Origin of the sequence: Micromonospora sp. NPDC049282 (genome assembly GCF_043197045.1) — a bacterium.
In the GTDB taxonomy this organism is placed as follows: domain Bacteria; phylum Actinomycetota; class Actinomycetes; order Mycobacteriales; family Micromonosporaceae; genus Micromonospora.
Window position 1 is genome coordinate 80,305 of the sequence record NZ_JBICSL010000018.1, and the last position, 12,306, is coordinate 92,610.

Sequence of the window (12,306 nt, forward strand, 5' to 3'; positions counted from 1 at the left end):
ATCATGAGCGAGACAACCGCCACGCTCCCGGTGGTCGTCGAGAACGACGGCCGGTCGCTGACCGACCTCATCGCGGCCCGGCGCGCCGAGCTGCGGGACACCCTCGTCGCCAGCGGCGGGCTGCTGTTCCGCGGCTTCGACGTGGGCGGGGTGGACGGCTTCGACGCGGCCGTGCGCGCCCTGGCCGGCGAGCCGCTGACCTACACCGAGCGTTCCTCGCCCCGGCACTCCATCAAGGGCCGGGTCTACACCTCGACCGACTACCCGCCGGACGAGGAGATCTTCCTGCACAACGAGAACTCGTACCAGGCGCGGTGGCCGCTGACGCTGTTCTTCTACTGCGTGACCGCGCCGGAGACCCTCGGCGCCACGCCGCTGGCCGACGTGCGCCGGGTCCACGAGCTGATCGACCCCGCGGTGCGGGAGGAGTTCGTCCGGCGGCGCTGGATGCTGGTGCGCAACTTCCACGGCGACTTCGGCACCCGTTGGCAGGAGGTCTTCAACACCGAGAGCCGCGTCGAGGTCGAGTCGTACGCGGCGGCGAACGGGATCACCGTGGAGTGGGTCGGCAAGGACGGCCTGCGGACCCGCGCGGTGCGCGACGCGGTGCACCTGCGGCCCGGCTCGGACACCCCGCGCTGGTTCAACCACGCCACGTTCTTCCACCTCAGCACGCTGCCGAAGGACTACCAGGAGGGCCTGCTGGCCATGTTCGGCGCCGACGGGCTGCCGTCGAACACCTACTACGGCGACGGCGGCGAGATCCCCGCCGACGTCATGGACCACCTGCGCGCCGCCTACCGGGCGGCCACGGTCCGCTTCGACTACCAGCGTGACGACGTGCTGGTGGTCGACAACATGACGGCCGCGCACGGCCGGGAGCCGTTCACCGGCCCCCGCAAGATCGCCGTGGCGATGGCCGAGGCGTACACCCCCGACACCGCTGGAGCGAACTGACATGGCCGAAGCCCGATTCCTGGTCGTCCGCAACGACGAGGAGCAGTACTCAATCTGGTCGGCCGACCGGGAGCTGCCCGCCGGCTGGCACGACACCGGCTTCGCCGGCAGCCGCGAGGAGTGCCTGGCCCACGTGGACGAGGTCTGGACCGACATGCGTCCCCGCTCGGTACGCGAGGGAACCTCATGAGTCAGGAGTGGACCTTCCCGGCCTCGTACGCCCAGGAACGGGTGTGGATGGCCAACCAGCTCGACGCCGGCTCGCCGGTGTTCAACGTCTCCGTCCCGTGGGCCTTCCCGGCCGGCGTGGACGCGCGGACGGCGAGCGACGTGGTCAACCGGGTGGTGGCCCGGCACGAGGCGCTCCGTACCCACCTGCGGGTCGACGACGGCGCGCTGGTGCAGGTGGTGCGCGCCCACGAGCCGACGTCGCTGGCCACCGTCGACCTGAGCCACCTGCCCGCCGGTGAGCGGCTGGCCGAGTTCGAGCGGCTCCGGGGCGAGCTGGCCCGCACCCCGATCCCGCTGGACGCGGCGCCGCTGTGGCGGGCCCGGCTGATCCGCCTCGAGGACGCCTGGGCGCTGGCGTTCGTGGCGCACCACGCGGTGTTCGACAGCCACTCGGCGGTGCTGTTCCACGCCGAACTCGCCGCGTTCTGCGAGGCCGCGCGCACCGGCGCCGAGCCCGCCGTGCCCGACCTGCCCATCCAGTACGCCGACTTCGCGGTCTGGCAGCGCCAGCAGCTCACCGGCGACGCGCTGGAGCGGCAGCTGGCGTTCTGGACCGGTCACCTGGCCGGCGCGCCGGCGGTCACCGGCCTGCCGCTGGACCGGCCCCGCCCGGCCCAGCTCGGCTTCGCCGGCGACGAGGTGCGCTTCGCGCTGCCCGACGGCCTGCTCGACCGGATCGGCGCGCTGGCGGTCGGCGCGCAGGCCACGCCGTACATGGTGCTGCTGGCCGGCTTCGCGGCGCTGCTGTCGCGGATCTCCGGCGACACCGAGGTGGTGGTCGGCGTCTCCACCGCGGGCCGCGACAACCCCGAGCTGGCCCCGCTGATCGGCATGTTCGTCAACCCGGTGGCGTTGCGCTGCGACGTCTCCGGCGACCCGACCTTCGCCGAGCTGCTCGGCCGGGTGCGCAACGGCCTCATCGACGCGATGGAACACGGGCAGACGCCGTTCCAGAAGATCGTCGAGGCGGTGGACCCGCAGCGTGACCCGTCGGTGCAGCCGGTCTTCCAGACCGCCCTGAACTGGATCCCGGACTCCGGCCTCGACCCGGTGGAGCTGGGCACCACCAAGGACGACCTGGCGTTCGACATCACCACCGGGGAGTCCCGGCTGGTCTACCGGACCGCGTTGTTCGACCGGGGGACCGCGGCGGCGGTGGTGCGGCGCTACGTGCGGCTGCTCGCCGCCGCCGTGGCCGAGCCGGGGCGCGCGGTAGGCGCGCTGCCGCTGCTCACCGACGACGAGCGGGACCTGGTGCTCGGCGGCGACACCACGTACGACGTGCCGGTGACCACCGTGGTCGACGAGGTGCAGCGGCAGGCCGCGGCCACCCCGGACACCGCCGCGCTGGTCTGCGACGGGGTGACGCTCAGCTACGCCGAGCTGAACAGCGCGGCGAACCGGCTGGCCCGGCTGCTGGTGGCCCGCGGCGCCGGCCCGGAGACCCGGGTCGCGCTCCTCCTGCCCCGCTCCTGCGAGCTGGTGGTGGCGATGCTCGCGGTGCTGAAGTCCGGCGCCGCGTACCTGCCGGTGGACCCCGCCTACCCGGCCGGTCGGATCGCCTACCTGCTGTCGGACGCCACGCCGGCGCTGGTGGTGACCACTGGCGACACCGCCGCGTCGGCCTCCGGCGACACGCTGGTGCTCGACGGGGAGGTCGGCGCGGACCAGCCCGGCGACGACCTCACCGACGCCGACCGGGTCGCCCCGCTGCGCCCCGGGCACCCGGCGTACGTGCTGCACACCTCCGGCTCCACCGGCCGGCCGAAGGGCGTGGTGGTCGAGCACCGGGCGGTGACCGCCTATCTGGCCTGGGCCCGGCAGACCTACCCGGGGCTGACCGGCGTCGCGTTGCTGCACTCGCCGGTCTCGTTCGACCTCACCGTCACCGGCCTGCTCGGCACGCTCACCGCCGGCGGCACGGTGCGGCTGGCCGCGATCGACTCCCCGGCCGCCCGGGCCGGCGGCCGGCCGGCCTTCCTCAAGGTCACCCCGAGCCATCTGCCGTTGCTCGACGGCGAGCTGTCGCCCACCACCGACCTGGTGATCGGCGGCGAGGCGCTGAGCGGCGAGCAGCTCGCCGGCTGGCGGGCCGCGCACCCCGAGGTGGCGGTGGTCAACGAGTACGGCCCGACCGAGGCGACGGTCGGCTGCGTCGCGGCCCGGATCGCCCCCGGCGAGCCGGTGCCCCCCGGTCCGGTGCCGATCGGCAGGCCCACCTGGAACACCGGGGGGCTGCTGCTCGACGGCGCGTTCCAGCCGGTGCCGCCGGGCGTGGTCGGCGAGCTGTACGTCACCGGCGTCCAGCTGGCCCGCGGCTACCACGACCGTCCCGGCCTGACCGCGGAGCGGTTCCTGCCCTGCCCGTACGGCCCGCCCGGCGCCCGGATGTACGCCACCGGCGACCTGGCCCGCCGGCGTCCCGACGGGACGCTGGACTACCTGGGCCGCCGGGACGATCAGGTCAAGGTGCGTGGCATGCGGATCGAGCTGGGCGAGGTGGAGGCCGCGCTGCTGGCGCACCCGGACGTGCGGGCCGCCGCCGCGGCGGTCCGCGTCGACGGCGGTGGCGGTGGCGAACCGATGCTTGTCGGCTACCTGGTCGGCCCCGCCCACGAGGACTCCGTCCGCGCCGAGCTGGCCCGCGAGCTGCCGGCGCACCTGGTGCCGGCCGCCCTGGTGCGACTCGACGCGCTGCCGTTGACCCCGAACGGCAAGCTGGACCGGGCCGCGTTGCCCGCCCCGGCGGCCACCGAGCCGACCGAGGACAGCTACGTCGCGCCGCGCACGGAGGCCGAGGGCCTGGTCGCCGAGGTGTACGCCGACATCCTCCAGGTGGAGAAGGTGGGCGCGCTGGACGACTTCTTCACCCTCGGCGGCAACTCGCTGCGGGGCATGCGGGCGATGGCCCGGATCCGCGCCGAGGTGGACGTCGACCTGCCCATGCGGGCGCTGTTCTCCAGCCCCGTGGTGGCCGACCTGGCCGCCCAGATCGAACAGCGGATCGCCGCCGAACTCGACGGTCTCTCCGACACCGAGGTCGCCGCGCTGCTCGCGGCGGAAGAGGACGACAACTGATGACCGACCTGAAGGATCCGGCCCGCGAAGCGGCCCGGCAGGCGCTGATCGCCAAGCGACTCCGCGCCCGCCAGGCCGCCCCCGCGCCCCGGATCACCCCCCGGCCCGACGGCGCGCCGGTGCCGCTGTCCTACGCCCAGGAGCGGGTCTGGTTCATGGACCAGCTCGCCCCGGGCGAGGCCGCGTACCACATCGCGGTGCCGCTGCGGGTGCGCGGACCGCTCGACGTCGAGGCGCTGCGCGCGGCCCTGGCCGCGCTCGGCGCCCGGCACGAGTCGCAGCGCACCCGCTTCCCGGCGGACGCCGACGGCCGCCCCACCGTGGTGGTCGCCGAGACGCCGGACATCCCGCTGACCGTGGTGGAGGCGGCCGACGAGGCCGCCGCGCAGGCCCTGGTCGACGCGGCGGCGGCCGAGCCGTTCGACCTGGCCCACGGCCCGCTGCTGCGCGCGCTGCTGATCCGGATGAACGTCGAGGATCACGTGCTCTTCCTCGGCCAGCACCACATCGTCGGCGACGGCTGGTCGGTGGACGTGCTGCTGCGCGACCTGATCACGCTCTACCGGGGCGGCGAGCCGCCCGCCCTGCCGATCCAGTACGGCGACTTCGCCGCCTGGGAGGTTCGGGAGCTGGACGGCCCGCAGGCCCGGGGGCACGTGGACTACTGGAAGCAGCGCCTCGCGGGGATCACTCCGCTGGAGCTGCCGCTGGACCGGCCGCGCCCGGCCACCCAGACCTACCGGGGTGACTTCGTCGAGTTCCAGCTCGACCCGGCGGCCACCGAGGCGCTGAACGCGCTCGCCCGCGACAGCGGCGGCACGCTGTTCATGACGCTGCTCGCGGCGTACCAGGTGCTGCTGGCGCGGCACGCCGGCCAGGACGACTTCGCCGTCGGCGCGTCGGTGGCCGGCCGGTCCGCGCCGGAGCTGGAGAACGTCGTCGGCATGTTCATCAACATGCTGCCGCTGCGTGCCGAGCTGGCCGGCGACCCGACCTTCACCGAGCTGCTGGCCCGTACCCGCCGCAGCGTGCTCGACGGCTTCGAGCACGCCGACGTCCCGTTCGCCAAGGTGGTGCACGAGCTGGGGCTGGCCCGCGACGTCAGCCGCTCCCCGGTGTTCCAGACCATGTTCGTGCTGCAGAACTACGAGATGGGCCGGTTCCGCGGGGTGTCCCGCACCGACGAGGTCACCTTCGAGTGGACCCCGATGGAGCTGAAGGCGACCCGGTTCGACTTCGAGCTGCACGCGGTGGAGACCGTCGACGGGCTCTGGGGCAAGCTGGTCTTCAACACCGACCTGTTCGACCGGGACACGGTCGAGCGGATGGCGCGGCGCTGGACCGCCCTGCTGGACGCGGTCGTCGCCGCGCCGGACACTCCGGTCTCCCGGCTGCCGCTGCTGCCGGACGCGGAGCGCGCGCTGCTGGCCGGCTGGAACGACACGGCGGCGGACTTCCCGCGCGCGCAGACGCTGCACGGCCCGATCGAGGAGCGGGCCGCCGCCACCCCGGACGCGGTCGCCGTCACCATCGACGGGCACAGCCGCACGTACGCGCAGCTCAACGCGGACGCCAACCGCATCGCGCACCGGCTGCGCGCGGCCGGCGTCGGCCCGGAGACGCTGGTCGGGGTGTGCGCGGAACGCTCGGTCGAGCTGGTCGCCGGCCTGCTCGGCGTACTCAAGGCCGGCGGCGCCTACCTGCCGCTGGACCCGGAGTATCCGGCGGACCGGCTCGCCTTCATGGTCACCGACGCGGACGCGCCGGTGGTGCTGGTCCAGTCGCACCTGCGCGACGTGCTGCCGGGCACCACCGCCACCGTGCTCGACCTGGACGACGCGGCGATCTGGGCCGACCGGCCGGCCACCGATCCGACGCCGCTGGCCGGTCCGGAGCACCTGGCGTACGTCATCTACACGTCCGGCTCCACCGGCCGCCCGAAGGGTGTGCCGAACACCCACCGGGGCATCGTCAACCGGCTCGACTGGATGCAGAAGACGTACGGCCTCGGCGCCGACGACGCGGTGCTGCAGAAGACGCCGGCCAGCTTCGACGTCTCGGTCTGGGAGTTCTTCTGGCCGCTGCGCACCGGCGCCCGGCTGGTGCTGGCGAAGCCGGGCGGGCACAAGGACGCCGGTTACCTGCGTGACCTGCTGGTGTCCGAGCGGATCACCACCACCCACTTCGTGCCGTCGATGCTGACCGTCTTCCTCGCCGAGGAGGGCGTGGAGGCGGCCACCGCGCTGCGCCGGGTGATCTGCTCCGGTGAGGAGCTGCCGCTGACCTCGGCGGTCGACTTCACCACCCGGCTGCCCTGGTGCGGCCTGCACAACCTCTACGGTCCGACCGAGGCGGCCATCGACGTCACCGCCTGGCCGTGCGAGCCGGCGCGGCTGGCCGAGGTGAGCGCGGTGCCGATCGGCGCGCCGATCGCCAACCTGCGGCTGCACGTGCTCGACCCGTCCGGGGCGGTGTGCCCGGTCGGGGTGGCCGGTGAGCTGCACATCGGCGGGGCCGGGCTGGCCCGCGGCTACCACCGCCGGCCGGCGCTGACCGCGGAGAAGTTCGTCCCCGACCCGTTCTCGGCCGAGCCGGGGGCCCGTCTCTACCGCACCGGCGACCTGGCCCGCTGGGTCGTCGGGCCGGACGGCGCCGGGGTGATCGAGTTCCTCGGCCGGATCGACCACCAGGTGAAGTTGCGCGGCCTGCGGATCGAGCTGGGCGAGATCGAGAGCGCGTTGCGCGAGCAGCCCGGTGTCACCGAGGCCACGGTGATCGTCCGCGAGGACAGCCCCGGCGACAAGCGGCTCACCGGCTACCTGGTCGGGCCGGCCGAGCACACCGCGCTGAAGGCGGCGCTGAAGGACACGCTGCCCGAATACATGGTGCCGGCCGCGTTCGTCACGCTGGACGCGTTGCCGCTGACCCCCAACGGCAAGCTCGACCGCAAGGCGTTGCCCGCCCCGGTGGTCACCCGCGAGGCGTCGGTGGCGCTTGTCGAGCCGCGCGACGACACCGAGCGGGCGCTGGCCGCGATCTGGTCCGAGGTGCTCGGCGTGGAGACGCTCGGCATCGACGACGACTTCTTCGACCTGGGCGGGCACTCCATGCTCGCCACCCAGGTGGTGGCGAAGATCCGCAAGGCGGAGCTGGGCGGCCGGGCGGTGGGCGTGATGGACCTGTTCCAGCAGCGCACAATCCGCGACCTGGCCGCGTTCATCTCCGGCGACGCGACGCAGGAGGGGCCGCGTCGGCTGCTCTACGAGCTGACCAAGCCGATCCCGGCCGGCAAGCGGGTGCTGACCTACGTCTGCGTCCCGTACGGCGGTGGCAGCGCCATCGTCTACCAGCCGCTCGCCGACGCGCTGCCGGCCGGCTACGGGCTGTGGTCGCTCGCCATCCCCGGTCACGACGTCGGTCTCAGCGAGGACGGGCTGCCGTTCGACGAACTCACCACCCGGGTCGCGGACGAGATCGTGGAGCGGGTGGAGGGGCCGATCGCGCTCTACGGCCACTGCGGCGTGGGCAGCGCGATCGTCGCCGAGGTGGCCCGCAAGGTGGAGGCGGCCGGCCGGGACCTGGACGCCGTCTACATCGGCGCGATGTTCCCGTTCGCCCGCCCGAAGGGGCCCTTCGCGGCCGCCCGCAACCGCCTGGAGCAGTTGCGCAGCAACAAGCACTACGCGAGCTGGCTCAAGTCGATGGGCGTGGACACCGACGAGCTGGAGCCGGAGCAGGCGGACCGGATCATCAGCAACATGCGGGCCGACTCCCGCGCCTCGGAGGAGTACTTCACCGGCCTGCTGGACCGGCAGGCGACGAAGCTGCGCGCCCCGATCATCTCGGTGGTCGGCTCCGAGGACCCGGTCACCGACTACTACCGCGAGCGGTACGCCGAGTGGCAGTTCCTCAGCGACACGCTGGGGCTGGTCGTGCTCGACCAGGCCGGGCACTTCTTCCTGAAGTACCGCGCCGAGGAGCTGGCCGAGATCGTCACCCAGGTGCACCCGGCGGTGGTGGCCGGCGACGTCGGCGGGCTGGACCCGGCGGCCCGGGGCGAGGACGCCGGCTGGGCGGTGCACGACACGCTGCGGGTCGGCGACACCGGCAAGCCCGCCACCACGGTCAAACCCAGCATGGGCCGGTTCCTGGCGGTCACGGTCGGGCAGCTCGTCTCCAGCACCGGGTCGGCGCTGACCGCGTTCGCGCTGCCGATCTGGCTGTTCAACCGCACCGGCTCGGTGGCCGACCTCGGGCTGCTCTGGGCGCTCGCGCTGATCTGCGGCGTGCTCATGCTGCCGGTCGCCGGCGCCCTGGTGGACCGGGTCAGCCGACGCCGGATCATGATGTTGGCCAGCTGCGTGGCCGGCGCGGTCCAACTGGTGCTGGCCGCCCTGCTGTGGACCGACAACCTGGTGCTCTGGCACATCTACCTGCTGGTGGCGTTCAGTTCGGTGGCCGGGTCGTTCCAGCGGATCGCGTTCCAGTCGGCGGTGCCCCAGTTGGTGCCGAAGCGCTACCTCGGGCACGCGATGGGCATCACCCAGCTCTCCACCGGCGTGGCCACGCTGCTGATGCCGGCCTTCGCCGCCGGCCTGCTCGCCGCGATCGAGCTGAAGGGCATCCTGGTCGTCGACGTGGCCAGCTACGTGGTCGCGGTGCTCACCCTGGCCGTGGTCCGTTTCCCGGACCTGCTCGGCTGGCGGCCCCGCGAGCGGCTGCTGGTGGCCATCGCGAACGGCATGCGCTACTCCTGGCGGCACCGCGGGTTCCGGCTGATGCTCGGCTACTTCGCGTTGGGCAACATCTTCCTGGCGCCGGCGCTGGTGCTCGCCACCCCGCTGGTGCTGTCGTTCGGCAGCCCGACCCAGGTGGCCCAGGTGGCGCTGGCCGAGGCCGTGGGCGCGGTGCTCGGCGGGGTGCTGATGTCGCTGTGGGGCGGGCCGCGCAAGCGGCGGATGATCGGCGTGCTGATCGGCAACCTGGGCACCGCGATCGGCTGCGTGCTGATCGGGCTGGACGCGTCGATCGTGATGATCTGCGTCGGCTTCTGCTGGCTGGCCATGGCGATGACCACCGCGCAGTCGATCTACGCGACGATCGTCCAGGTGAAGGTGCCGCAGCGCTTCCACGGCCGGGTGTTCAGCCTGAACCAGACCATCTCCTGGTCCACCCTGCCGATCGGGTTCGCGCTGCTCGCGCCGGCCGCCACCGCCCTGTTCGAGCCGATGCTCGCCCCGGGCGGGTCGCTCGCCGGCACGGTGGGCGAGGTGATCGGCACCGGTCCGGGCCGCGGCATCGGCTTCGCGTACGTCTGCTTCGGGGTGATCCTGATCCTGATCACCCTGGGCGGCTTCGGGATCCGGCTGCTGCGCCGCTTCGACCTGGAGGTCGAGGACTCCCTGCCGGACGACCTGATCGGCGCCCAGGAGCGGGAGAAGCGCCTGGCCGCCAAGGCGGAGGCCCGGGAGGCCGTCCCGGTCTGACACCCCACCCCGCGCGGTTGATCAAGGAGTTCGCGTCGGTTCCCGGCCGGGGCCGACGCGAACTCCTTGATCACCTCACCTCACCTCGGCGTCAGTCGGCGGCGACGTACAGCCGTTCGCCGGCGGGTCGGTAGCCGACGCGCTGGTACACCCGCCACGACTCCGCGCCGCCGGCCTCCAGCCAGGCCACCTCCGCGCCGGCGTCGAAGAGTTGCCGGGTCGTCTCGGCGGTGATCGCGCCGGCCAGGCCCCGCCGGCGGTACGGCTCGCGGACGGCGATGCCGGCGACCTCGCTCACCGCGTCCGCGGGCGGGGGCGCCCCGCCGCCGCCGGCGCAGGCGCCGGATCCGGCGACCGCCATGACGGCCACGGCGCCGGCCTCCTGCTGGCGCCGGAGCCGGGCCACATCGGCCGCGGTGGCCACCGGTTTCTCGCCGAACGCCTCGTTCTGCGCGCCGATCAACGCGGCCCGCTGGTCATCGGTGCGCGGCTCGACCAGCTCGACGCCGGCGGGCGTGGGCGGTGTCCGCAGCGTGTCGGGCAGACAGACCAGGTAGGTGTGCCGGGCCGCCACGACGAACCCGGCGGCGGTCAGCAGCGCCTCCAGGCCGGGGGCGCAACTGGCGACGTACTCCAGGCGGGGCTTGCGACCGGCCGAGCGGAACGCGGCGATCAGCGCGGTGACGTCGGCGGCGGTGATCGCCGACCCCGGGCGGGGCGTGGCGTAGTTGATGTGCGGGCTGGCCGTGGTCGGGTCGACACCCACCACGAACGGCCCCACCTCCACGGCCGCGGGACGCGCCGACAGGGTGGCGACGACGCACTGTTGGACGCGAGCATCCATGATCAACATAGCACCTCGATGCAGGAGAGAACGGACGGTGGACGGACGATGCGTCGGACCGCCGAACCGTGGCCGGACGGCGCGACGGTCATCCGTCGCGCGGTCGACACTCAGGCGGCCGCTCGGCCCACCCGGATCACAGGCGTCATTCCCTCATGCGGAGTGCCACGCCGAACGCGTGGTCGGCGGCAAGCCTGCCGCAGGCGGCGCCGGCCTGTCAACCATCGGGTCGGTGCGGGTGTCGGACCGGGCTGGCATGGTGGAGGCATGTGCCGGAACATTCGCGTGCTCCACAACTTCGAGCCGCCCGCGACCGACGACGAGATCGAAGCCGCCGCCCTTCAGTACGTGCGCAAGGTCAGCGGCGCGACCCGGCCGTCCGCGGCCAACGAGGAGGCGTTCGACGAGGCGGTCCGCGCCGTCACCACGGCCACCCGGACGCTGCTGGACCACCTCGTGACGAAGGCGCCCTCGCGCGACCGCGAGGTGGAGGCCGCGAAGGCGAAGGCGCGCGCGGCCGAACGCTACGGGCCGAGGGCGGCCACGTCCTGAGTCGACCGGCGCGCGCCGTCGCCTTTCGTCAGTCGACGGGCGCCGGTTCGGCGGGTCGTCGACCGAAGAAGCGGACGAGTTCGTCGCCCGCGGTGGGGGAGAGCATCATTTCCTGCACCCGGTCGCACATCTCCGCGATCGGGCGGATCCTGGCGAACATCGCCTCCTCGTACGCCCGGATCGCCGAGTCGGGGTCGCCGACGTGGGCGGCGAGCGCGGCGGCGAGTTCGGCGCCGTCGAGCATGGCCTGGTTGGCCCCCTCGCCGACCGGCGGCATGAGGTGCGCGGCGTCACCGATGAGCGTGACGCCGGGCCGGTGGGCCCACCGGGCGCCGATGGGCAGCGCCTCGATCCGGTGCGGGACGGGCGTGCCGTCGCCGGCCTCGATGAGCGCGGTGAGGCGGGGGGCCCAGCCGTCGAACTCCTCGAGCAGTGCGCGCTTGCTGCGGTAGCTGTCGGGGTCGCGGTCGTCGGCCGGCAGCGTGACCCCGACCCGGATGTCGCCGTCGCCGAGGCGTTGCCCGGACAGGATCCGGCACTCGCCGACGCACCAGAGGTTGCCGGGGCCGACCAACTCGGCGAGATCCGGGTGGCGCCGGTCGGCGTCGCGGATGGTCAACTCCACCGCCGTGGAGATCGCGGACGGTGTCGTGTCGGTCAGCAGTGGCCGCAGGACCGAGCGGGCGCCGTCCGCGCCGACCAGGACGTCGCAGTCGGCGTGTCGGCCGTTGTCGAACGTCAGCGCGAAACCGCCGGTGGGTCGCGGGGTCGCGGCGACGAGCCGATGACCCCACGCCACCGTGTCGGCGGGGAGCGAGTCGAGCAGCAGATCACGCAACGTGCGACGGTCGATCTCGGGCCGCCCGGAGAACGAGCCGGGCTGCGGCCGGTGGTGCACGAGCGTGCGTCCGGCCGGGTCGAGGATGCGGTGTTCCTCGCCCTGGGTCCGGGCCGCGGAGCGGAACACCTCCTCGAGACCGGCCTCGGCCAGGGCCCGCTGCCCGGACTCCGGGTGCAGGTCGAGCGAGCCGCCCTGCGAGCGCGCGGTCCGGTGCGCCTCGCGTTCGTACACCACCGAGGGGATGCCGTGCAGGTGCAGGATCCGGGCCAGCGTGAGGCCGCCGAGGCCGCCGCCGGCGATCGCGATGCGCATCGGGT

Annotated in this window: 7 protein-coding genes; 5 read left to right on the plus strand and 2 right to left on the minus strand. The window is 73.7% G+C overall.

Translation table 11 applies throughout. From position 1 onward, the window contains the following. Positions 1–3: 3 nt before the first annotated feature. The 4 genes from ACGFI2_RS25105 to ACGFI2_RS25120 are packed head-to-tail and all read left to right on the plus strand — an operon-like array spanning position 4 to position 9,752. Positions 4–957: a TauD/TfdA family dioxygenase gene (locus tag ACGFI2_RS25105; protein WP_393521288.1), complete on the plus strand. Its 954-nt coding sequence runs from the start codon at positions 4–6 to the stop codon at positions 955–957. Between the two features lies 1 nt (position 958). Further along, on the plus strand, positions 959–1,147 hold the full coding sequence (locus ACGFI2_RS25110) for an MbtH family protein (RefSeq protein ID WP_393521290.1): 189 nt from the start codon (positions 959–961) through the stop codon (positions 1,145–1,147). Next, complete coding sequence (locus tag ACGFI2_RS25115; RefSeq protein WP_393521292.1) at positions 1,144–4,266, plus strand: amino acid adenylation domain-containing protein; 3,123 nt, start codon at positions 1,144–1,146, stop codon at positions 4,264–4,266. The genes ACGFI2_RS25110 and ACGFI2_RS25115 overlap by 4 nt, the downstream gene beginning before the upstream one ends. Beyond that, positions 4,266–9,752 carry an amino acid adenylation domain-containing protein gene (locus ACGFI2_RS25120; protein WP_393521294.1) on the plus strand — a complete coding sequence of 1,829 codons (5,487 nt, stop codon included), beginning with the start codon at positions 4,266–4,268 and terminating at the stop codon, positions 9,750–9,752. Before ACGFI2_RS25115 ends, ACGFI2_RS25120 begins: the two co-directional genes overlap by 1 nt. A 91-nt stretch (positions 9,753–9,843) precedes the next feature. Here ACGFI2_RS25120 and ACGFI2_RS25125 read toward each other — a convergent pair whose 3' ends face one another. After that, a complete protein-coding gene (locus ACGFI2_RS25125; RefSeq protein ID WP_393521296.1) occupies positions 9,844–10,596 on the minus strand; it encodes a GNAT family N-acetyltransferase in 753 nt (250 codons plus the stop codon). A gap of 267 nt (positions 10,597–10,863) precedes the next feature. Here ACGFI2_RS25125 and ACGFI2_RS25130 point away from each other — a divergent pair, with 267 nt between their 5' ends. Continuing rightward, entirely contained in the window at positions 10,864–11,148 is a 285-nt protein-coding gene (locus ACGFI2_RS25130; RefSeq protein ID WP_393521298.1) for a DUF2277 domain-containing protein, read from the plus strand. 28 nt (positions 11,149–11,176) lie between these two features. Here ACGFI2_RS25130 and ACGFI2_RS25135 read toward each other — a convergent pair whose 3' ends face one another. Beyond that, positions 11,177–12,301: an FAD-dependent oxidoreductase gene (locus ACGFI2_RS25135; RefSeq protein WP_393521300.1), complete on the minus strand. Its 1,125-nt coding sequence runs from the start codon at positions 12,299–12,301 to the stop codon at positions 11,177–11,179. Positions 12,302–12,306: the final 5 nt, after the last annotated feature.